Below are 20663 nucleotides of genomic sequence, written 5' to 3'. Positions count from 1 at the left end.
TCCGTCAGGAGACGAGGGGGGTCAGCTTCGCCGTGATCTCGGCGACGTCCATGAAGTTGTCGATGACCACGACCTCCGCCGGGACGTCGCCGAGCTCCGGCGCGAGCTCGGCCGAGGTCAGGACGATCTGGGCGGTGCGCGCGGCACCCTTGGCGGTGCCGATGTCGGCGGCCTCGACGTCGGCGTCCTTGCCGAGTGCACGGAGGGCCTTCTCGGCGTTCATCTTCAGCAGCACCGAGGTTCCGATGCCCATTCCGCACACGGCGACGATCTTCATGAGGTGGGTCCTTCGTTGGCAGTGGTGGGGGTCAGGAGTTCGAGGACGCGCTCGGCGGAGTCCGCCTCGCGCAGCCGGTCCAGCAGGTCGGTGTCGCCGAGCACGGCGGCGAGGGCGGACATCAGGCCGAGATGTCCGTCGTGGTCCAGCGCGGCCAGGGCGACGACGAGCCACACCGGGTCGTTCTTCGCGTGGCCGAACTCGACGGGCTCGGCCAGCTGCAGCCAGCCCAGTCCGGCGCGCTGCACGGCGGGCGACGGACGCGAGTGCGCCAGGGCGATGCCGGGGGCCAGCACGATGTAGGGGCCGAGCTTCTCGACCGTCTGGATCATCTCGTCGGTGTACTCGTCGGTCGCGACGCCCACGGCAGTGAGCAGGGCACCGGCCTGCCGGACGGCGTCGCGCCAGTCCGACGCGTGGGCACGGACCGCGATCGCGTCCTTGGTGAGTTCGTCGTTGAGTGCCACGAACGCCCCCTTTCGTCCCCGGTGGGGACGGCTGCATGGAGCGTAACCCGCCCCGGGTGTCTTTTGCCTAACCCTAGGCATATGTGGGCGCGTCGCCGCCCGCGACCCCGGTGACGGGTCAGGCCGGTCGCTGCAGGACGCGCAGGCTGTCGGTGTGACCGACCTCGACGAAGCCGTCGGCCAGCGCGCGCTCGTAGATGTGGAAGGGCGCCTGTCCGCCGTCGTCCGGGTCGGGGAACACGTCGTGGATCGCCAGGGCGCCGCCCGAACGCACCCAGGGGGACCAGCCCGCGTAGTCGGCCTGGGCGGCCTCCTCGGTGTGGCCGCCGTCGATGAACACCAGGTCGGCGGGCGTGCGCCACCACGACGAGATCGTGGAGGAGCGGCCGACCATCGGCACGACGACGTCCTCGAGCTTCGCGGCCCACAGGGTCCTGCGCAGGACCGGGAGGGTGTCGAACGCGCCCGTCTCGGCGTCGACGAGCGAGGCGTCGTGGTACTCCCAGCCGGCCTGGTGCTCCTCGGAGCCGCGGTGGTGGTCGATCGTCACGAGCGTGGCGCCGGACTCGCGGGCGACGTGGCCCAGGTGCACCGTGGACTTGCCGCAGTACGTGCCGATCTCGACGATGACTCCCCCGCGGGTGGCGTACTGCACCGCCGCGGCGCGCAGGGCCGCCGCCTCGACCTCGGGAAGGAAGCCACGGACCTCGTCGGCGATGCGGGACAGGTCCTCGGGGAGCGCGTTCACCCGCCGCACTCTACGACCCCGCGCAGGCATGTGAAGGAAGTGGCAAGAGGGACTCGTTTCCTCACGTACCATCGTCCGGTGACTCGACTCCCGTGGATCCTGACGGCCGCCGTCGCCGTCGCGGTGTCGTTGCTCGCAGCGCCTCCCGCCACGGCCGACGAGTCCGTGCCCACCCCAGCCCCCACCACCGAGCCGACCGCTCCCGCCACGACTCCCGTCCCCGCGGACAGCGGCGCCATCCAGGAGGGTGGCGAGGTCACCATCCCCAACCCCGCCGCTCCCTCGAGCCGCAACGCGCGCGTCCTCGTCTTCGGCGACTCGTTCTCCGCCACCCGGCGCTACAGCGCCGCCGGCACCGCCCGACGCCCCAAGGCCTGGTGGGCGCACGTGGCCGCGGCGGCGGGCCTCCCGGCGTCGGAGGTCATGGTGAGCGCCGAGGGCGGCAGCGGTCTCCTGGCGCGCGGCCACGGCGAGAAGCCGCAGGCGTGCACCGGCAGCACGTTCGGCGAGCGCCTCACCGACCTGGCCACGACGGACCCCGACGTGGTGATCGTCGAGGTCGGGCGCAACGACACGCACCGGTGCCGCGCCGGGGTGCGCGTGATGGCCACGGCCGCCGAGCGCCGCGACGCCGCCGCGGCGTACTTCGCGACCCTCGCCCGCCTGGCCGACCGGCAGGGCATCCCTCGCTCGTTCGTCTACGTCATGACGCCGTGGGGCTCCTCGGGCGGCGCGCACAAGATCGCCACCTCGACGCAGTACGAGGCGCTCGCAAAGGCGCGCGGCTTCACCTGGATCGCCCTGCCGTCGCTCGTCCGCAGCCAGACGATCGACGCGATCCACCCCACCGCCACGGGCGCCAGCACGCTGGCCTCCTGGGCGATGCGCGGCTCCGACCTCACCACCGCGATCCGCTCGCGCGCCACCCGGCACGCCACGGTCCCGAGCCACGCGCTGGTCCAGTGCACCGGCGTGAGCGCCTGCCGTCGGGCCGGTGTCTCGACGCGGGGCCATGACACCGTCACGCGCCGGATCTGGGGCGCGGCGCGGGGCACCTCCACCCACTACGTCGCCCACCGGCTGAGCACCGGTGGCCGCCGGTCCGCGCCGGTGCTGACCACCAGCACGCCGCGATCGTGGCGCACGGCGGCCCTCACGGAGAAGGCCGCCACGCAGGTGGCGGAGGCCAGGCCCGGCGACATCGCGTGGTGGCTCACCGCTCCGGCCGGGGTCGGCTCGCCGTCGCGGGGCCACCTGGCCGTCGTCGAGAGCGTCGCGCGGAACAACTCCTACGTCGTCGTCACCGAGCTCACGAGCCGGGGCACCTTCCGCTCGGTCCGGTACGCCGGCACGTCGTACCCGCGGGCCTTCCTGCGCTTCGCCGGCACCGACGGCAGCCCGCGCGGCCTCGTGACCGGACTGAGCGCCAAGCGTGGCTCCGTGGCCGTTCGTGGGCGCGCCGTGGACACCGACGCCGAGGCCAAGGGCGTGCAGATCCGGATCAAGGTCACGCAGGGCCGGCGCACCTGGACCCGCACGGGCAGCCGCACGAAGCTCGGGTTCTTCCACCGCTTCTCGGTGCCGGGACTGCGCAAGGGTGCCGCGGTCGTCAAGGTCACGGCGCTCGACGCGCCGGGCACGCGCGGCACCACCCGCACCCTGCGGACCGCCCGCCTCACCGTGCGCTGAGCCCGAGCCGAGCGGCGCGCGGCGTCGAACCTGCCACCAGTGCTGTCACAATCACGTGACGCACGCCACAATCAGTCCATGACCTTGCAGCGTGACGTCGACGTCCTGATCGTCGGAGCCGGCCTGTCCGGCATCAACATGGCCTACCGGATCCAGGAGGCGTGCCCCGAGCTGACCTATGCGATCGTCGAGCGGCGCGACCGGATCGGCGGGACGTGGGACCTGTTCCGCTACCCGGGCGTCCGCTCGGACTCCGACTTCTTCACCCTCGCGTTCCCGTTCCGGCCGTGGCGCGGCAAGGACGCCATCGTCGACGGCGACCAGATCCTGGAGTACCTCGAGGACACGGCGCGCGAGGCGGGCATCGACCGCCACATCGCCTTCGGCCGGCGCGTCGACTCCGCCGACTGGTCGTCGGTGGACGCGCGCTGGAGCGTCGAGGCCAGCGGCCCGGACGGCCCCGAGACGTGGTCGGCACGGTTCGTCGTGACGTGCACCGGCTACTACGACTACGACTCCCCCTACGACCCCGGCTTCGCGGGCGTGGAGGACTTCGACGGGACCCTCGTGCACCCGCAGTTCTGGCCCGAGGGCCTCGACCACTCGGGGAAGCGCGTCGTCGTGATCGGCAGCGGCGCGACCGCGGTGACGATCGTGCCGGCGATGGCCGAGACCGCCGAGCACGTGACGATGCTGCAGCGCACCCCGAGCTACCTCCTGGCCCAGCCGAAGGGCGACCCGATCGCCGACGTGGTGCGCAAGATCGCGCCGCCCACCGTGGCCCACCACGTGGTGCGCACGAAGAACATGCTGCTGCAGTGGGCGCTGTTCCAGGCGTGCCAGCGTGCGCCGAAGGCCATGCGCTCGCTGCTGCTGAAGGGCGTCGCCCACGGCACCGGATCGGCCGAGATCGCCGAGCAGCACTTCAACCCGCCGTACGACCCGTGGGACCAGCGCCTGTGCGTCACGCCGCAGGGCGACATCTTCGCCGCCATCAAGGCCGGCCGGGCGTCGGTGACCACCGCCCGGATCGACCGCTTCGTGCCCGAGGGCGTCCGGCTCGAGGACGGCACGGTGCTCCCGGCCGACATCGTCGTCACCGCGACGGGCCTGTCGATCAAGATCCTCGGCGGGGCGAAGGTGAGCGTCGACGGCGAGCCACGCGACCCCGCAGAGTCCTTCGCGTACCACGGCACGATGCTCACCGGACTGCCGAACCTGGCCTTCTGCGTGGGCTACATCAACCTGTCGTGGACGATGCGCTCGGACCTGACGTCGCGCCTCGTCGCGCGGGTGCTGCGGCGCCTCGTCGACTCCGGTGCGAGCTCGGTGGTGCCGGAGTTCACCGGCTCGGGCCCCACCACCCCGCTCATGGACATGCAGTCGGGCTACCTGCAGCGCGGCGCCCACCTCATGCCCCGAGCGACGGACGCGTACCCGTGGTCGTTCCGCCAGAACTTCCTCGTCGACTCCTGGTCGACGAACCGCGCCGACCTCGACGACGGGCTGGTGTGGACCGCCCCCGACCGCGCGGAGGCCCGGGCGTGAAGGCGGTCAGCGTCCACGAGGGCGAGCTGACGGTCGTCGACCTGCCGACCCCCGAGCCCGGACCCGGGCAGGTGCTCGTGGCCGTGACGCGCTCGGGGATCTGCGGCTCGGACCTGCACGCCCGCGTCCACGCCGACGCGAGCGCCGACGTGGCGGTCGAGGTCGACTACGACCGCTTCATGCGGCGCGCCCACCACGTCGTGATGGGTCACGAGTTCACCGGCACCGTCGTCGCCTACGGACCCAAGTGCCGCAAGCGGTGGCCCGTCGGCACACCGGTCGTGGCGCTGCCCGTCCTGAAGCGCGACGGGCAGGTCGACATGACCGGCCTGTCCGAGCAGGCGCCGGGCGGGTACGCCGAGTACGTGCTCGCGCAGGAGGCGATGACGTTCGAGGTGCCGGCCGGCGCCGACCCCGACCAGGTCGCGATGACCGAGCCGCTCGCGGTCGCCCACCACGCGGTGAACCGCAGCGAGATCCGCAAGCGCGAGGTCGCGCTGGTGATCGGTTGCGGGCCGATCGGGCTCGCGGTCATCCTCATGCTGAAGGCCGCGGGCGTGAGGACCGTCGTCGCGAGCGACTACTCCCCCGGGCGCCGTGCGCTGGCGCAGCGCTGCGGCGCCGACATCGTGGTCGACCCGGCGGTCCAGTCGCCGTGGGAGGCCTACTCCCGCCCGGCGACCCACCTGAGCTCCGCGCCCGACTACTTCGGGCAGGGCATCGACGCGATGCGGATGCTGCGGCGCGTGCGCGGCGTGCCGTGGAAGCGCGTGATGAAGGTGGCCGAGCGCGCGGGCCAGACGCCTCGCGGCCCGGTGGTCTTCGAGTGCGTCGGCGTGCCCGGCGTGATCGAGGACCTCGTCACCCACGCGCCGATCCGCTCGCGCATCATCGTCGTCGGCGTCTGCATGGAGCCCGACACGTTCCGCCCGACGATGGCCGTCAACAAGGAGCTCGACCTGCGGTTCGTGTTCTGCTACCAGCCGCACGAGTTCCACGAGACGCTCGAGATGATCACCGACGGCCGAGTCGACCCCACCCCGCTGCACACCGGCACCGTCGGCCTCGACGGCGTCGCGCAGGCCTTCGACGACCTCGCCGACCCCGAGCGGCACGCGAAGATCCTCATCGATCCGACGAGGTGACCGGCCACTCCGGCGGCGGCATCCTCCGCCGGGCCCGCCGGTCTCGGACCTTCTCCTCCGGCACCAACGTGATGGCGATGGCGAGGCCCGTGACCACCGTGGCCAGCCCGACGTGCCCGAGCTCATGGGCAGCGGCGGCGCCGATGAGGAGCGCCGTACTCGAGGCCCGCAGTCCGCCGTCCAATGCGTCCTCGAAGTCTCCGAGGAGGAGACCCAGGAAGCCGCATGCGCCGATGACGGCGATCGCCCAGCGAGTCTCGCCGGGCCACATCAGCACGACCCAGGCCACGAGCATGCCCAGCAGGCAGCCACCGAGCGCCCATGACCTGGCGATCGCGCCGAGCGTCCGCGGTCGTCCCTCGGCCTCCATGCCGAGAGTCTCCCAGCGCAGGCGCGTCGTGTCCCCGGATCGCCCCAGTGGGAGGACTCAGCGGCCCATGAAGCCGGCGGCCGGGGTGGCGCCGGTGAGGGCGTCGTGGGCCAGCAGGGCCGTGCCGGCGGTCCACGTGGACTGCTCGACGGGCCAGCGCTTGCCGTCGTTGTAGACCAGCCCGGTCCACCAGGCGCCGTCGGGATCGCGCAGGTGCTGGATGTCGCCGTAGAGCGACGTCGCGGCGTCGAGCCGGCCCGCACGCACGAGGGCGAGCACGAGCTCGAGCGTCTCGCCGCCGGTGACCCACGGGTTCACGGTGACGCAGCGCGCGCCGAACTCGGGGACGACGAACTCGTCCCACCGCTCGTCGAGGCGAGCCGTGGCGGCCGCGCCGTCGAGGACGCCCGTCATCACCGGGTAGTACCAGTCCATCGAGAAGCGCGGCTTGGGCGTGAACAGCTCGGGCCGGTGGGTCAGGGCCTCGGCGATGCCGTCGGCGGCGTGCTGCCAGTGCGGGCGCGGGTGGCCCCAGCGCTCGGCCAGCCGGGCGGCGCACCGCAGGCTGAACACGATGCTGGAGTTGCCCGTGACGAGGCACTCGCCCGCGACCTTGCCGTCGACGCCGCGGGCCCAGGCCACGGGGCCGTGACCGACCTGCAGCTCGAGCACCACGTCGACCGCGCGCTCGAGCATCTCGAAGAACCCTCGGCCGTCGACGCCCAGCAGCTCGAGGTGCCACAGGCCCGTGGCGACGTAGGCGCAGTAGTTCGCGTCGGTCTCGGGCTCCTCGACGCCGTCGTCATCAGCGCCGGGCCAATACTTGCGGCCCCACGACCCGTCGGGTCGCTGCGCGTGCCGGAGCCAGTCGTAGCCCGCGACCGCCTCGTCGACGAGGCCCGCCGTGGCCAGCCCCATCGCAGCCTGGACGTGGTCCCACGGGTCGAGGTGACCGCCCTCGAACCACGGGATCGCGCCGCTGGTCAGCTGGACCGACGCGATCCACTTCCCGGTCTGCTGGGCCTCGGCCGGCGTCACCGAGCCGACCTCACTCCACTTTTGGAACGGGATACACCTTCAGCCGCCCGAGGACGGTTGATCGCGTTCCAAAAGTGGAGAGTGGGGCGGGGATCGGGCATCAGAACGGCTTCTGGAAGTACAGCGCGACGCTCTTGCCGAGCACCGGGTTGAGGGCCTTCTCGGCCCAGCGGGTGGTGCGAGGGGCCTTCATCATGTCCCACACCAGCAGCTGGTGGTAGCCGCGCACGAGGGGGTGCTGGTCGCGCTCGACGCCGACCGCGCACTTGATCCACCAGTACGGCGCGTGCAGGGCGTGCGCGTGGTGCTGGTGCGTGAATCGCAGCCCCGTCGCCTCGAGCTTGCCGCGCAGCTCGTCGGCCTTGTAGATCCGGATGTGGCCACCCTCGTTGGCGTGGTACTCGTCCGAAAGGGCCCAGCACACGGCCTCGGGCATCCAGCGCGGCACCGTGACGGCGAGGATGCCGCCGGGCGCCAGGATGCGCTCGAGCTCGCTGATGGCCTGCACGTCCTCGGGCACGTGCTCGAGAATCTCCGAGGCCAGGACGACGTCGAACGAGCCGTCCTCGTAGGGCATGTCGAGGATCGTGCCGACCTTGATCTCGCCGCTGCCGCCGGGCGGGACCTCGCCCTCGAGCGCCATCGCGCCGAACATGTCCTCGACGCCCTTGAGCTCGACCTCGTCCATGTCGAAGGCGGTGACGTGCGCGCCGCGGCGCAGCGCCTCGTAGGAGTGACGGCCAGCACCGGCGCCCACGTCGATGAAGCGCGTGCCGCGACCCACCCGGAGTCGGTCGAAGTCAACGGTCAGCATGGGGGTTCCTTCCGTCCCGGGACTGGCGAGCACGGTGATCGCCGATCACCTTCTCATAGGCCTGTGCGGTGGCGCGGGCCACCGCGAGCCAGCTGAAGCGCTCGATCGCCCGGCGACGGGCCACCGAGGAGAGCCGCTCGCGCTCGGCGGGGTCGTCCAGCAGCCGGCCGATCTGCGTGACGAGCTGCTCGACGTCGCCCGGCTCGACGAGCACCCCCGCGTCGCCCACCACCTCGGGCAGCGCGCCGGCGGCACTGGCCACGAGCGGCGTGCCGCAGGACATCGCCTCGACCGCGGGCAGGCTGAAGCCCTCGTACAGGGAGGGCACGACCATGACCTGCGCCGACGAGATCAGCGCCGCCAGCTCCTCGTCGGAGATGCCGCTGTGCACCGTGACGGTGCCGGCGAGGTCGCCGCGGTGGATCCGCTGGTACGCGGTGCCGTCGGGGTCGAGGTTCGACACCAGCTGCACGTCGATGTCGCGATCCGTGCTGAGCTTGGCGGCCGCGTCCAGGAAGTGCGAGAGGCCCTTCAGCGGCGAGTCGGCGCTGGCGACCACGACGAGCCGGCCGGGCACCCGCTCGTCCGAGGGGCTGAACAGGTCGGTGTCGACGCCGAGCGGCACGACGGTCATCTGCTCGGGGCGCAGCCGGAAGTCGGCCACGGTGTCGCCGGCGGACGCCGACGAGACGCCCAGGATGGTGCGGATCCGTCGCGCCACGAACGCCTGCATCCGCACGAACGCGTACCAGCGGCGCGTCGTGACCTGCTTGCGCAGCGGAGCGGCGGCGATGTCGAGCGCGCGGTCGCGGCTGATCGGGTGGTGGATCGTGGCCAGGAACGGCTGGCGCCGGTTGATCAACAGCAGCCCGAACCCGAGCGACTGGTTGTCGTGCACGACGTCGAAGCCCGACAGGTCGAGCCGGCGCGCGCGGAGGCTGAACGTCAGCGGCTCGGGGAACGCCGCCGTGAGCATCTGCAGGTACTCGAGGACGTCGATCCAGTCGCGGAACTCGCGCAGCCTCGGCGTCCGGAACGGGTCGTCGTCACGGTAGAGGTCGAGGCTCGGCACCTTCTCGAGGCGCACCTCGGGGTGCAGGTCCTCCGGGTACGGCTGGCCGGAGAAGATCGTCACCTCGTGCCCGAGATCGGCCAGTCCGGCGCTGAGGTTGCGCACGTAGACGCCCTGCCCACCGCTGTGCTGCTTGCTGCGGTAGGACAACAGTGCAATCCGCACGCGGCCTCCTCGGGTACTCGTGGGTAACCCATTGTGCCGGGTCGGACGGCGGTCGGCTCAGGGGGCGCTGATCTGCACGCTGCGCAGCTCCACGTCGCACGCCGCGCGGAGGGTGGCGTGGACCTCGGCGAGGAGGTCCGTCTCCCGCGCGAGGTCGGCCACCAGCCCCGCGTCCGCCCGGGACCGCACGCGCACCTCGTAGGTCAGGTCGCGGGCGGGCACGCCGCGGTCCCCGTACTCGGACTCGACCACCACCTCCACGGCCCCGATCTCGATGCCGCGCCTCCCGGCCTCGCGGTGGAGGTCGTCGAGGAAGCACGTCGCGAGCGCCGCGGCGAGCAGCTCGCCGCCGCTCACGGCCGAGCCCGGACCGTCGTCGCGCGCCGGCAGTTCGAGCTCGGTCTCGCGTCCGTCGGTCGCGACGGTCACCTCGTGACGACCCGGCTCGTGGTGCACCGTCGCGGTGATCCTCATCCTTCGATCGTGCGCCCGCTCCGGGTCCCTGACAACCCCGCAGGGCGGCCGGGCTCAGTAGCCCAGGAAGTGGTCGCGCTTGACCCGCCGCACGCGCCCTCGCAGGCTCCGGGCGACCTCGTCGACGAAGTCGGGCCGACCCGACACCAGGGCGGTGCGATCCGACAGGTCGGGCACGAGGTCGGAGATGGCGGCCCCGCCGACCTCCTCGACGGGCATCCGCACGACGCGGGCACCCGAGGCCTCGAGCTCGGCCACGTAGGGCTGGTCCTCGCGCTCGCCCAGGACGACGACCACGTCGCGGCCCGGGTGGGCGGCGAGCTGGCTCAGGAACGGTGTGACGCCGATCCCCGCGCCGACCAGCAGGATCGGACCGGTCGACGGCCACACGAAGTCGCCGTGGACCGCCGTGACCCGCATCCGGTCGCCCGGCGACGCGGCGGCCAGGGCGCGCTTGTACGAGGAGCCGGGCTCGGGATGCCGTGTCGCGACGACGACCTCGGAGCCCGGGGCGGACACGACGCTGAACATCCGGCGGCGACCCCGGGTGTCGACGCGGCCGTGGGGCACGTCGAGCTCGACATACTGGCCCGGGACGAACCGCAGGGGACGATCGGCGGCGAAGACGTACTCCACGACGTCGTCCCCGAGGCGCCGGCGCTCGCGCAGGGTCAGGGTCCGCGAGCCCTGCCGCAGCGCGAACGCCACGAGGCCCGTGACGACGAGGGTCAGCTCGTACGTGCTCGTGAACGGCTCGGTCGTCCAGGGCTCACCGAAGATCCGCGAGGTGAGCAGCGGCCACGTGAAGAGGACGCCGGCGAGGGCCGCGACGCCGAGCTGCTGCGTCCGGCGCGGCGGCAGGGTCAGCGGCTCGCTGAGCATGAACCCGCCGAAGAAGACGATGGGCGTCGAGTAGAGCGTGAACCGGATCGCCTCCTCGAGCCCCGCGCCGATGCCGACCTGCCACCACACGGTGGCGGCGACGGCGACGACGGCGAACACGGCGCCGAGGGCGAGCCGGCGCGTGCGGTGCAGCACCAGGAGCGCACCGGCCAGGACGAACCAGAACAACGACTCGCTGGCGACCCACCAGCCCGTGAACGGCACCGGCCAGCCCGTGACCCAGCCGAGCAGGACCGACAGCACGACGCCCGCGGCGGCCGGGTTCACGAGGTGACGCCCGCGCCACGTGATCAGGTACTTCGACACCTGGGCGAGGGCGGCCACCAGCGCGAGCCAGCCGAGCTGCTCGGCGTGGGTGGAGGGCCAGTAGAGGAACCACAGGATCAGGGCGGTCACGACCGACGACTCGAGGTGCGGCCGGGCCCCGACGAGCCGTCCGACCACGAGGTTCACGAGCACCGACGTCGCCACCATCACGGCCAGGGTGAGCAGCAGCGCGTCGACGGGGAAGATGTCGGAGTCGAGCACGCCGAGGGCCGACTGGACCACGGCGACGGCGGCCAGCGCGAGCAGCACGACGGTGACGAGCCGGTACATCGTGAACCGGCCCAGCTGGCGATCCAGGAACGTCATGCGAACACCTCTCCGGGCAGCCCGTGGGCCACGAGTCGCCGGTCACGGTCGAGGGCCGCCCACCAGTGCCCGGTGCCGGACAGGTCGGAGGCGAAGAAGGCGGCGGTGGCGAGCCCGTCGGCCCAGGCGGCGTCGGGGCCGCCGGCCCAGGCCGCCACGACGTTGCGGGTCGGAGTACCGGATCGGGCGTCGAGCACGTGGTGCACGTCGTCGGACCAGCGGCGCCGGTTGCTGGCCGATCCGCAGATCGCGTCGCCGTCGGGCACCTCCACCACGGCGATCGCCAGCTCGGCGTCGTCGGGGTCCTCCAGTGCCACGCGCAGCACCCCTCCCGACCGGTTCACCAGGTCACCGCTCGCGTCGACGACGCACGGCTGGTCGATCATCGCAGCGATCTCACCGGCGAGCCAGCCCTTGCCGACGGCGCCGATGTCGAGGACGACGGGGCCCGGGACGTGCAGCACCGTGCCGACGAGCTCGCAGTCGGTCCACGAGGGGACGCGCACGGGCTCACCGGACGGCGTGAGGGTGTAGCCGGCGCCGTAGCCGAGCTGCTCCAGCGCCCCGCCCACGAGCGGACTGACGGCGCCCGAGGTCAGCGCGAACAGGCGGTCGTAGACGGCCAGGATGGCGGGGGCGTCGGGGCCGAGGTCGGCCTCGCGCGAGGTGCGCAGGGCGTTCGCCGCCGAACCGACGCGGAACCGCGACCACGTCCGATCGAACGAGTCGATGCGGGCCGTGATCGCGGTTCGTAGTCCGGGGCCGATCGGGTCGGGGGTCCCGATCGACCACGCGGTTCCGATGGCGTCGAAACGCCAGTCGGAGCTCATGGGGTCAGGCCTGCGCCTGGCCGATGATCTGGTCGATGGCGTCGTTGAAGCCGCCGCTGGTCAGCGACGAGCCGGACACCTTGTCGACGTCGAGATCGGTGATCTTGCGGCCCTCGACCTGGGCGTCGATGCCGCTCTCGAACTTGCCCTGGAACTGCTCGGAGTTGCCACCCTCGGCGTTGCCGTCGGCGTCGAGCTCGGTGATGGTGCCGTCGGCGGCGAGGGTGACCTCGACGTCGATCGACTGCGTCTGGCCGTCGGGCGTCGTGTAGGAGCCGGTGGCCTCGTACTCGCCGGCCGTGAACGCTCCGCCGGCGGCCGGGGCGGATGCCGCGGGCTCGGATGCGGACGGCGTGGTGGCCGACGGCGTCTTGCTGCTGGAGGACGCGTCGTCCTCGGCGGCGTCGCTGCCACAGGCGGCGAGGGTGAGCAGGGCGGTGGAGGCGGCGAGGGCGGCGTACGTGCGTCGCTTCGTCGGGTTCATGGAGCTCCTGGGTCGGGACACGAAGTGGTTTCTCGTTCAACCGTCGTGCATCCAACGTAGGCGAACCCTCGGCGGATCACTACCTCCGGGGGGCTCCCGTGGACGACCCACAGGGACTTCTCAGGTGGACTCGCGACCTCAGTCGAGGCAGAACTCGTTGCCCTCGGGATCGCGCATGACGAGGAAGCCCGCCTCCATCGGCGGCTCGGGCTCGAATCGCCGCACGCGCTCGGCCCCCAGCGCCACGAGCCGCTCGGCGGCGGCCTCGAGCGCCGTCATCCGCTCGTCGCCCTGCAGGCCCGGCGCGGCGCGGACGTCGAGGTGGACACGGTTCTTGGCGACCTTGTCCTCGGGCACCTGCTGGAAGAACACCCGGGGGCGCGAGCCCTCGGGGTCCTCGATGGCCGCCTTGGCGCGGCGCTGCCCCTCGGGCACGCCCACCCGCTCGAGGAAGTCGTCCCACGCGGCCCACGGATCGTCGCCGGGCTCGAGTTGGGCGTCGGGCGGTCCGGGCACCTCGTAGCCGAGCGCGGCCGCCCAGAACTCGGCCATGACCCGGGTGTCGTGGGCGTCGAAGGTGATCTGCACGTCGAGGCTCATGCGGGGCTCCGTTCGGTGGTCTCCTCCCATCCTGTCCCCGCCGGGCGACAGAATCGACCCCGTGACGCTGTTCCACCTCGTTCCCGCCGCGCGCTGGCGCCTCACCGAGGGCCGCCCGGCGTACGAGCCCGACTCGCTGGCCACCGAGGGATTCGTGCACCTGTCCACCGCCGGCCAGGTCGCCGGCACCGCCGCGCGGTTCTTCGCCGGCGTCCCCGACCTGCTGCTGCTCGAGGTCGAGATCCCCGAGGACGACCCGCGCCTGCGCTGGGAACCGAGTGACGGACCTCGCGGCGTGGAGGAGTTCCCGCACTACCACGGCGTCCTGCCGCTGGCCTACGTCGTGGGCCGGTCCAGATGGCGGTCGGGTGCAGAACCATTGGGCCCGGAGTCTTAGGCTTGCCTCATGACTGTGGACAGGAAGGTGCGCGTCGCCGTCGTCGGCGCCGGCCCCGCTGGCGTGTACGCGGCCGACATCCTCACCAAGACCGAGGACCTCGACGTGACCGTCGACATCCTCGACCGCGACCCGACCCCGTTCGGCCTGATCCGCTACGGCGTGGCGCCCGACCACCCGCGGATCAAGGAGATCATCAAGGCGCTCAAGCGCGTGATGGCGAACGAGGACATCCGCTTCTTCGGCAACGTCAACTTCGGCACCGACATCAAGCTCGAGGATCTCAAGGGGTTCTACGACGCCGTCGTGTTCGCCACCGGCGCGCGCCGCGACCGTGAGCTCACGATCCCCGGCGTCGACCTCGACGGCTCGTACGGTGCCGCCGACTTCGTCTACTGGTACGACGGCCACCCCGACGCCCCGCGCGAGTGGGACTTCCAGCCCCACGCCAAGCAGGTCGCCGTCCTCGGCGTCGGCAACGTGGGCCTCGACGTCGCGCGGATCCTGGCCAAGACGGCCGAGGAGCTGCTCGTCACCGAGATCCCCGACAACGTCTACGAGGGCCTCAAGAAGAACGCCACCACCGACGTGCACGTGTTCGCGCGGCGCGGCCCGGCCCAGGTGAAGTTCACGCCGATGGAGCTGCGCGAGCTGAGCCACTCCCCCACGATCGACGTGGTCGTGCACCCCGAGGGCTACGAGTTCGACCACGGCTCGATGGAGGCGCTCGCCGCCGCCAAGAGCCAGAAGCTCGTCGTGAAGGTGCTGGGCGACTACCTGGCCAAGGAGCCGTCGGGCGCACCCCACCGCATCCACATCCACTTCTGCCAGAGCCCGGTCGAGATCCTCGGCGAGGACGGTCGCGTCGTGGGCCTGCGCACCGAGATCACCGAGCTCGACGGCACCGGGAACGTGCGCGGCACCGGCGAGTTCAAGGACTGGCCCGTCCAGGCCGTGTACCGCGCGATCGGCTACTACTCCGACAACCTGCCGGGCCTGCCGTTCGACGCGAACGGCGGCGTGCTGCCCAACGACGGCGGCCACGTACTCGACATCGACGGCTCGCCGATCGAGGGCGTCTACGCCACCGGCTGGATCAAGCGCGGCCCCGTCGGCCTGATCGGCCACACGAAGTCCGATGCGGCGCAGACGGTCAAGATGCTCGTCGAGGACCTGCCGAAGCTGCCCGCACCGGAGTTCGCCGACCGTGAGGCCTTCGACCGCCACCTCGACAGCCGCGGCGTGGAGTACACCACGTGGGAGGGCTGGGAGAAGCTCGACGCCCACGAGACGTCCCTCGGCGAGGGCGACACCCACCCGCGCGAGCGCAAGAAGGTCGTCCCGCGCGACGAGATGGTGGGCATCGCGCGCGGCTGAGTCCTCCGTGATCTCGATACACCGTCTCGCTTCGCTCGCCGCCACTCGATCACCGGCCAGGTGATCGAGTAGCACCGCGAGGAACGAGCGGGCGTATCGAGATCACACACTCCTAGACTCGGGGCATGAGCCGACTGCTGCTGATGCGCCACGGCAAGGCCGCGTTCCCCGACGGGGTCGAGGACTTCGAGCGGCCCCTGGCCGACCGCGGACGGCGGGAGGCGGCGCTCGCGGGCGACTGGATCCGCGAGCACGTCGACACCGTCGACGTGGTGCTGTGCTCCACCTCCACCCGTACGCGCGAGACCCTCGCCGCCACCGGGCTCGAGGCCCCCGCCCGCTTCCTCGACGAGATCTACGAGGGCTGGACCGGGAGCCTCCTCGAGGCGATCCAGTCCGTCGAGGACTCCGCGTCAACCGTGCTGCTGGTGGGCCACGCCCCCGGCACCCCGGGCCTCGCCGCCCGGCTCGCGGGCGAGGACTCCGACCCCGAGGCCCTGAACCGCGTGCGCGCCGGCTTCCCCACGTCGGCCATCGCGGTCCTCGACGTCGAGGGACCCTGGGCCGCGCTCGACATCGGTACCGCCACCCTGACCGACGTCGTCATCCCGCGCTGACGGCGGCCAGCGCGTCGGCCAGCATCGACCGCCCGAACCAGTCGGGCACCACGGCGCGGGTGTCACGGGGCGCGTCGATCTCCACCTGCCGCGCCCGCATCGCCTGCTCCCACGAGACGTCGCCACGCCACACGTGCGTGAGCGTGCGCAGCGTCGCCCGCACGGTGGCGGACACCTCGTAGCCCGGGTCGTAGTCGCACGCGTCCACGACGCCGCCCGACACGACCAGCCACCACCGGCGCGCCCGCTCCAGGTCGGTGAACTCCACCGCCACGCACGTGCGCCCGGGCGGCCAGGCGGCGCTCGGGATCGTCCGGCGGACGTCCCACATCAGCAGGTGCGGGTCGAGGTCCTCGTCGCCGAAGTCCTCGATCCACCGCAGGCCCCACACGCCCAGGCTCATCACGGCGGTGTGCAGGTCGCGCCCGCACTCGGTCAGCCGGTAGCCGGACGCGTCGTGCTCGATGATGCCGTGGCGCTCGAGCGCCTGCAGCCGCTTCGACAGCAGCGCCGGGGACATCCGCGGCACCCCGCGCCGCAACTCGTTGAAGCGCGTGCTGCCCAGCAGGAGCTCGCGCACGATCAGGATCGTCCAGCGCTCGTCGAGGATCTCCATCGCCTTCGCGAGTGGGCAGAACTGGCCGTAGGAGGTCGCCATGGGTCTTCCCCTTCGTCTCGACCATCGTGCGCCTGCTCCACCTCCCGGCGCCACCCACCCGATCGGGCCGGTACAGAAACAGAACTGGTGCCGCCGCGCCGCGCGGACGGACTCTGGGTGGAGGAAGAACTCCATCGAAGGAAGATCCATGGGAACCACCGACACCACCGCCGCCGACGCGGTGCAGCAGGACACCGAGCTGAAGAGCAAGCACCGCCGCATGTGGGGACTGGGCGACTACCCCCGCGTGGCGCGCGAGATCGTCTCACCGCTGGGCGCCGTCCTCGTGGACGCACTGGCCGTGGGCCGGGGCGAGCGCGTGCTCGACGTCGCGGCCGGCACGGGCAGCGCCGCGGTCCGCGCCGCGCGACGGGGCGCGACCGTCGTCGCCTCCGACCTCACCCCCGAGCTGCTCGAGGCGGGCCGCGCCGAGCACCCCGACGTCGACCTCACGTGGGACGTCGCGGACGCCGAGGCCCTGCCCTATGAGGACGACTCGTTCGACGTGGTCATGTCGTGCATCGGCGTGATGTTCGCGCCGCACCACCAGCAGGCCGCCGACGAACTGGTGCGCGCGTGCCGCCCCGGCGGCCGGATCGGCATCGTCTCGTGGACGCCGGAGGGCACGATCGGCCAGCTCTTCGCCACGATGAAGCAGTACGTCCCCCCGCCGCCACCGGGCGCCTCACCGCCGCCGCTGTGGGGGAACGAGGAGCACGTCCGGTCGCTGCTCGGCGACCGGGTCGGCGACGTGCAGGTGCGCCGGCAGACGCTGCCGGTCATCCACTTCGGGGACGGCGAGCAGTTCCGTGACTACTTCGCGGCCCACTACGGCCCGACGATCGCGGCCTTCGCCGCCCATGCCGACGACCCGGAGCGGACCGCCGCCCTGGAGCGCGACCTGGCCGCCCTGGGCGAACGCGAGGGCTCACGCTCGGAGGCGGGCTTCACGATGCAGTGGGAGTACCTGCTCGTGACGGCCGAGGTGCGCTGACGGCACCGGCCGAACGCCACCGCGATCATGCGATCCGGTGCCGCTCGGCCGGTCCCCCCGGGTCCGTCGGACTGGCGGTCAGTCGACCGTGATCCCGATGAACTTGGGCTTGCCCATCTGGTTCATCTGGAAGCCCTGGACCTTGTCGCTCCGGGCGATCAGGGCGTCCTGGAACGCCACCGGGAGGAACGGGGTGCTCTCGTAGGCGGCCACAGCGGCAGCGTCCAGGCCCACCACCCGTTCGTCGAGATCGAAGGACTTGTCCGCTGCGCCGATGGCCGCGGCCATCCCGTCGATCTCGAGGCCACCGACGTTGTAGTAGCCCTTCGCGTCGAACAGGGACCGGTACGTCATGCTCGGATCGGGACGGCCGGACCAGCCGGCGAGGTAGGCCGGACTGCTCTTCTGGTTGAAGTACTGGTCCGTCGCCTCGACCACGTCACGCGGCAGGATGTTGACCGTCACCCCCACCGCGGCCCACTGGTCCTTGAGGATCTCGGCCAGACGAACGCTGGACGTGTCGCTGCGACTGAGCATGTCGAACTCCAGGCTCGGCACGCCGGCGTCGGCCAGGAGACGCTTCGCCTCGTCCGGATCGTGGGCGTAGTCGACCGAGTCCGGCGTCTCGGCCCAGTACCCGTCCGGGAGGACGCCACTGGCCGACTGGCCGTGCCCGAACAGCGCGTTCTTGACGATCGTGTCCCGGTCGATCGCGAGGGCCAGCGCCCGGCGCACCTTCGCATCGGAGAACTCCGGGGCACTCGTGTTCATGTACATGCCGTGCACCAACAGGCTCGTCTGCGACTCGAGGACGACCGACTTCTCCTTCTCCAGCGACTCGGCGTCGACGGGCTGGACGTCCAGCGCGATGTCCTGCTGCCCGGAACGCATCGCGGTCACGCGGGTGCGCGGGTCGGTGATGATCTTGATCCGCAGGGTCTCGGCGCGCTCGGAGTCCGCGTCCCAGTAGTCGTCGAACCGTTCGAGGCGGAGCTCGTTGCCCTGCTTCCAGTCGGACAGCTTCCACCCGCCGGCCCCGACGGGGGTGCGGCTGACGTCGTTGTCGTTCGCCTCGAGCGCGGCGGGAGAGACCATCATGCCCGCGCGATCGGCCAGGACCAGCAGCAGCGAGGCATCCGGTCGGCTCAGCTCGAGCGTCGCGACGAGCTCGTCGTCGACACGGACGTTCTCGATCGATGCGAGGTCGGCCGCGGCGACCGAGTCCTCGGCGCGTGCACGGTCGAGGTTGACCTTCACGGCATCAGCGTCGAGGGGTTCGCCATCGTGGAACTTGACGCCGGGCCGCAGTGTCAGCGTCAGCTCCTTCGGCGTGGGTGAGTCCCACGACTCGACCAGGCCGGGCTGCGGCTGGAGTCCTTCGTCGAAGGACACCAGGGTGTCGTAGATCGGGAACAGCATCACGTGGTCGTTGCCGGAGTTGCCCCGGATGGGGTCGAGCGACGACACGTCCGACTGCGCCGCCACGCGAAGCGTGGTCGAACCCGCCGACTTGTCGTCCGAGCCCCCGCAGGCGGAGAGCATCGCGGCCATCAGGGCGGCCGCGGCCACCACCTTCATCGTCTTGACGATCCTCACAGCGTCTGTCCTTCCTTGAACAGCTGGCGCAGCTTGTACTTCTCGATCTTGTTGGTGGGGGTGTGCGGGATCTTGTCGACCCGGACGATGCGGCTGGGCCACATGAACTTGGGCATGACCGCCTTGCAGTGCGCATCGAGTGCGGCCTCATCGAAGTCCGCTCCCTCGACGAGCTCGACGAACGCGACGATCGCGTCCTCGAAGCCCTCGTCGCTCGGGACCGCGATCACCGCGGCGAGCTGCACCGTGCGATGCCGCGCGATCTGCTCCTCGACCTGCGCGCCGGAGATGTTCTCTCCGCGGACACGGATGCGATCGCCCAGGCGGTCCACGAAGTGGAAGACGCCGAGGTCGTCGATCCGGGCGGCGTCGCCCGTGTGGAACCACAGGTTGGCGAAGGCCTGGGCCGTGGCCTCGGGCTTGGCGAGGTACCGCGTGAAGATCAGCTCCGGCAGTGCCGGGCGCATCGCCAGCTGGCCCACCTGGTCCGCCACGCACGGGCGGTCGTCCTCGTCGAGAACGGCGACCTCGAAGAAGGGGCTCGGTGTTCCGAGGATGCCCTTGATCACGCGGGGGTCGTGACCGTCGAGCACGAGCATCCCGGCGTCCTCGAAGGCCGCCCGGATCGTCGCGTGATCAAGACCCCGATAGACGGACTCCGGCGTGCCTGATCCCTGGGGGATCTCCTCGACGAGGGTCATCATCGCGCTGCCGGACTCGGACTGGCCGAACCCCGTGAGTGCGAAGTCGATGCCGAACCGCTGCGCGAACTCGTGGTGATTCGCCGGGACGGGCCCGAGGACCACCTTGTTGAGGGCGTTCTCCCGGTCGTCATCACGGGGCTCCTGCTTCTGCAGCCACGTGATCATGACGTCGAGCAGCGTGGCCGTCGTGCAGTTGCCATCCTTGATCCGCCGCCAGAAGTCGCTGGGACTGAAGCGGTCCCACAGCTGCAGGCCGGCTCCGACCCAGAGCGCCCGCGCGACGTTGTAGTGCGCGCCGCCGACGTGGTAGAGCGGCAGGTCGTTGTAGACGATGTCCTCCTCGTTGAGGATCCTGCGCCCGATCCACGTGTACCCGTTGACCCAGCGGTGCGACTGCACGACGCCCTTCGACGGCCCTGTCGTCCCCGACGTGTAGATGATGTTCGCCGGGTCGTTGAAGGACACCGTGACATCGGGGCGCTCCGCCGGTTGGAGGAGATCGTCGAACACGTGGGGCCACACGTCGCGGGCCTCGGGTGACGCCACCACGATCAGGGGCGTCTCGACGTGGAGGTCGCTCTTGATCTGCTCGACGGCCGGCACGAGCTGTTCGTCGACGATCAGCACGTCGGGTCGCGTGTCGTTCAGCTGATAGGCCAGGAGCTCGCCTCGGTAGAGGTAGTTGACCGGCGCGTACACCGCTCCGGCCTTCCAGAGCCCGTACATCGACGCCGCCGCCACCATCGCGTTGGTGGACAGCACGCTCACGCGGGTGCCGGGCTGGACGCCGTGGGTGCGTGCCAGGTTGCCGGCGATGGCGTCGGTGCGTCGACCGAACTCGCCGTAGGTCAGCTCCTCGCCCGTCTCGCCGTACGTGATGGCCATGCGCCCGGGTCGCACGCCGACGTGGTGGTCCAACGCCTCCACTGCGGTGGCGAAGTCGTAGTCCAGCAGATTCTCGAGGTCTTGAGACCGTGTGGCGTCCAACTACCTCACTCCTTGTGGCGAATCGAGCTGTCGCCGATCGGTGATATCTACCTGAGCGATCGATCAGGTAGCGCGA

At 71.5% G+C, this 20663-nt stretch carries 22 protein-coding genes; 7 read left to right on the top strand and 15 right to left on the bottom strand.

The genetic code is table 11. The features are described 5' to 3' along the window. Nucleotides 1-4: 4 nt before the first annotated feature. The 3 genes from B5D60_RS09320 to B5D60_RS09310 all read right to left on the bottom strand — a co-directional run bounded on the left by B5D60_RS09320 (nt 5) and on the right by B5D60_RS09310 (nt 1492). Nucleotides 5-277: a PTS sugar transporter subunit IIB gene (locus B5D60_RS09320; RefSeq protein ID WP_078699898.1), complete on the bottom strand. Its 273-nt coding sequence runs from the start codon at nt 275-277 to the stop codon at nt 5-7. After that, entirely contained in the window at nt 274-744 is a 471-nt protein-coding gene (locus B5D60_RS09315; RefSeq protein ID WP_197684290.1) for a PTS sugar transporter subunit IIA, read from the bottom strand. The genes B5D60_RS09320 and B5D60_RS09315 overlap by 4 nt, the downstream gene beginning before the upstream one ends. Before the next feature lie 118 nt (nt 745-862). Beyond that, nucleotides 863-1492, bottom strand: coding sequence for a class I SAM-dependent methyltransferase (locus tag B5D60_RS09310; protein WP_231948692.1), 630 nt, complete (start codon nt 1490-1492; stop codon nt 863-865). Nucleotides 1493-1570: 78 nt separating this feature from the next. On the opposite strand from B5D60_RS09310, the gene B5D60_RS09305 reads away from it, so the two are divergent. The 3 genes from B5D60_RS09305 to B5D60_RS09295 all read left to right on the top strand — a co-directional run bounded on the left by B5D60_RS09305 (nt 1571) and on the right by B5D60_RS09295 (nt 5874). Next, a complete protein-coding gene (locus tag B5D60_RS09305; protein ID WP_172806313.1) occupies nt 1571-3181 on the top strand; it encodes a GDSL-type esterase/lipase family protein in 1611 nt (536 codons plus the stop codon). 78 nt (nt 3182-3259) lie between these two features. Next, nucleotides 3260-4729, top strand: coding sequence for a flavin-containing monooxygenase (locus tag B5D60_RS09300; protein WP_078699895.1), 1470 nt, complete (start codon nt 3260-3262; stop codon nt 4727-4729). Beyond that, complete coding sequence (locus B5D60_RS09295) at nt 4726-5874, top strand: zinc-binding dehydrogenase (protein WP_078701368.1); 1149 nt, start codon at nt 4726-4728, stop codon at nt 5872-5874. The genes B5D60_RS09300 and B5D60_RS09295 overlap by 4 nt, the downstream gene beginning before the upstream one ends. On the opposite strand, the gene B5D60_RS09290 is transcribed toward B5D60_RS09295, so the two are convergent. The 9 genes from B5D60_RS09290 to B5D60_RS09250 all read right to left on the bottom strand — a co-directional run bounded on the left by B5D60_RS09290 (nt 5855) and on the right by B5D60_RS09250 (nt 13257). After that, entirely contained in the window at nt 5855-6244 is a 390-nt protein-coding gene (locus B5D60_RS09290) for a hypothetical protein (RefSeq protein WP_078699894.1), read from the bottom strand. The genes B5D60_RS09295 and B5D60_RS09290 overlap by 20 nt on opposite strands. Nucleotides 6245-6301: 57 nt before the next feature. Further along, a complete protein-coding gene (locus tag B5D60_RS09285) occupies nt 6302-7282 on the bottom strand; it encodes a prenyltransferase/squalene oxidase repeat-containing protein (protein ID WP_078699893.1) in 981 nt (326 codons plus the stop codon). 100 nt (nt 7283-7382) lie between these two features. Continuing rightward, the gene (locus B5D60_RS09280) at nt 7383-8096 is read right to left on the bottom strand and encodes a class I SAM-dependent methyltransferase (RefSeq protein WP_078699892.1); all 714 of its coding nucleotides are present in this window, start codon (nt 8094-8096) and stop codon (nt 7383-7385) included. Then, entirely contained in the window at nt 8083-9333 is a 1251-nt protein-coding gene (locus tag B5D60_RS09275; protein WP_078699891.1) for a glycosyltransferase family 4 protein, read from the bottom strand. Before B5D60_RS09275 ends, B5D60_RS09280 begins: the two co-directional genes overlap by 14 nt. A 57-nt stretch (nt 9334-9390) precedes the next feature. Further along, nucleotides 9391-9807: an OsmC family protein gene (locus B5D60_RS09270; protein WP_078699890.1), complete on the bottom strand. Its 417-nt coding sequence runs from the start codon at nt 9805-9807 to the stop codon at nt 9391-9393. Between the two features lie 54 nt (nt 9808-9861). Further along, a complete protein-coding gene (locus B5D60_RS09265; protein ID WP_078699889.1) occupies nt 9862-11343 on the bottom strand; it encodes an FAD-dependent oxidoreductase in 1482 nt (493 codons plus the stop codon). After that, a complete protein-coding gene (locus B5D60_RS09260) occupies nt 11340-12173 on the bottom strand; it encodes an FAD:protein FMN transferase (protein ID WP_078699888.1) in 834 nt (277 codons plus the stop codon). The genes B5D60_RS09265 and B5D60_RS09260 overlap by 4 nt, the downstream gene beginning before the upstream one ends. Before the next feature lie 4 nt (nt 12174-12177). Next, nucleotides 12178-12657, bottom strand: a complete 480-nt coding sequence (locus B5D60_RS09255) for an FMN-binding protein (RefSeq protein WP_078699887.1) — start codon at nt 12655-12657, stop codon at nt 12178-12180. A gap of 138 nt (nt 12658-12795) precedes the next feature. Continuing rightward, nucleotides 12796-13257 carry a VOC family protein gene (locus B5D60_RS09250; RefSeq protein WP_078699886.1) on the bottom strand — a complete coding sequence of 154 codons (462 nt, stop codon included), beginning with the start codon at nt 13255-13257 and terminating at the stop codon, nt 12796-12798. Nucleotides 13258-13318: 61 nt separating this feature from the next. Here B5D60_RS09250 and B5D60_RS09245 point away from each other — a divergent pair, with 61 nt between their 5' ends. The 3 genes from B5D60_RS09245 to B5D60_RS09235 all read left to right on the top strand — a co-directional run bounded on the left by B5D60_RS09245 (nt 13319) and on the right by B5D60_RS09235 (nt 15648). Further along, complete coding sequence (locus tag B5D60_RS09245) at nt 13319-13654, top strand: DUF952 domain-containing protein (protein WP_172806312.1); 336 nt, start codon at nt 13319-13321, stop codon at nt 13652-13654. A 9-nt stretch (nt 13655-13663) separates the two neighbouring features. Then, entirely contained in the window at nt 13664-15031 is a 1368-nt protein-coding gene (locus B5D60_RS09240) for an FAD-dependent oxidoreductase (protein WP_078699884.1), read from the top strand. Nucleotides 15032-15156: 125 nt separating this feature from the next. Next, nucleotides 15157-15648, top strand: coding sequence for a SixA phosphatase family protein (locus tag B5D60_RS09235; protein WP_078699883.1), 492 nt, complete (start codon nt 15157-15159; stop codon nt 15646-15648). Here the strand turns inward: B5D60_RS09235 and B5D60_RS09230 are convergent. Further along, nucleotides 15635-16306, bottom strand: a complete 672-nt coding sequence (locus B5D60_RS09230; protein ID WP_078699882.1) for a winged helix-turn-helix transcriptional regulator — start codon at nt 16304-16306, stop codon at nt 15635-15637. The genes B5D60_RS09235 and B5D60_RS09230 overlap by 14 nt on opposite strands. Nucleotides 16307-16454: 148 nt before the next feature. On the opposite strand from B5D60_RS09230, the gene B5D60_RS09225 reads away from it, so the two are divergent. Next, nucleotides 16455-17300, top strand: a complete 846-nt coding sequence (locus B5D60_RS09225; protein WP_078699881.1) for a class I SAM-dependent methyltransferase — start codon at nt 16455-16457, stop codon at nt 17298-17300. A 78-nt stretch (nt 17301-17378) separates the two neighbouring features. Here the strand turns inward: B5D60_RS09225 and B5D60_RS09220 are convergent, their stop codons facing one another. Beyond that, nucleotides 17379-18896 carry an ABC transporter substrate-binding protein gene (locus tag B5D60_RS09220; protein WP_078699880.1) on the bottom strand — a complete coding sequence of 506 codons (1518 nt, stop codon included), beginning with the start codon at nt 18894-18896 and terminating at the stop codon, nt 17379-17381. Continuing rightward, nucleotides 18893-20587: an AMP-binding protein gene (locus tag B5D60_RS09215; protein ID WP_078699879.1), complete on the bottom strand. Its 1695-nt coding sequence runs from the start codon at nt 20585-20587 to the stop codon at nt 18893-18895. Before B5D60_RS09215 ends, B5D60_RS09220 begins: the two co-directional genes overlap by 4 nt. Nucleotides 20588-20663 lie beyond the last annotated feature (76 nt).

Origin of the sequence: Aeromicrobium choanae, from assembly GCF_900167475.1 — a bacterium.
Taxonomy (GTDB): Bacteria; Actinomycetota; Actinomycetes; order Propionibacteriales; family Nocardioidaceae; genus Aeromicrobium; species Aeromicrobium choanae.
This window is presented reverse-complemented; position numbering and strand designations above follow the sequence as displayed.

Excerpts from the sequence above, each read along its gene's own strand:
- B5D60_RS09260 (WP_078699888.1), bottom strand. The coding sequence starts at position 12,173 with ATGAGCTCCGACTGGCGTTTCGACGCCATCGGAACCGCGTGGTCGATC.
- B5D60_RS09300 (WP_078699895.1), top strand. The coding sequence starts at position 3,260 with ATGACCTTGCAGCGTGACGTCGACGTCCTGATCGTCGGAGCCGGCCTG.
- B5D60_RS09230 (WP_078699882.1), bottom strand. The coding sequence starts at position 16,306 with ATGGCGACCTCCTACGGCCAGTTCTGCCCACTCGCGAAGGCGATGGAG.
- B5D60_RS09265 (WP_078699889.1), bottom strand. The coding sequence starts at position 11,343 with ATGACGTTCCTGGATCGCCAGCTGGGCCGGTTCACGATGTACCGGCTC.
- B5D60_RS09240 (WP_078699884.1), top strand. The coding sequence starts at position 13,664 with ATGACTGTGGACAGGAAGGTGCGCGTCGCCGTCGTCGGCGCCGGCCCC.
- B5D60_RS09270 (WP_078699890.1), bottom strand. The coding sequence starts at position 9,807 with ATGAGGATCACCGCGACGGTGCACCACGAGCCGGGTCGTCACGAGGTG.
- B5D60_RS09250 (WP_078699886.1), bottom strand. The coding sequence starts at position 13,257 with ATGAGCCTCGACGTGCAGATCACCTTCGACGCCCACGACACCCGGGTC.
- B5D60_RS09290 (WP_078699894.1), bottom strand. The coding sequence starts at position 6,244 with ATGGAGGCCGAGGGACGACCGCGGACGCTCGGCGCGATCGCCAGGTCA.
- B5D60_RS09280 (WP_078699892.1), bottom strand. The coding sequence starts at position 8,096 with ATGCTGACCGTTGACTTCGACCGACTCCGGGTGGGTCGCGGCACGCGC.
- B5D60_RS09225 (WP_078699881.1), top strand. The coding sequence starts at position 16,455 with ATGGGAACCACCGACACCACCGCCGCCGACGCGGTGCAGCAGGACACC.
- B5D60_RS09255 (WP_078699887.1), bottom strand. The coding sequence starts at position 12,657 with ATGAACCCGACGAAGCGACGCACGTACGCCGCCCTCGCCGCCTCCACC.
- B5D60_RS09235 (WP_078699883.1), top strand. The coding sequence starts at position 15,157 with ATGAGCCGACTGCTGCTGATGCGCCACGGCAAGGCCGCGTTCCCCGAC.
- B5D60_RS09320 (WP_078699898.1), bottom strand. The coding sequence starts at position 277 with ATGAAGATCGTCGCCGTGTGCGGAATGGGCATCGGAACCTCGGTGCTG.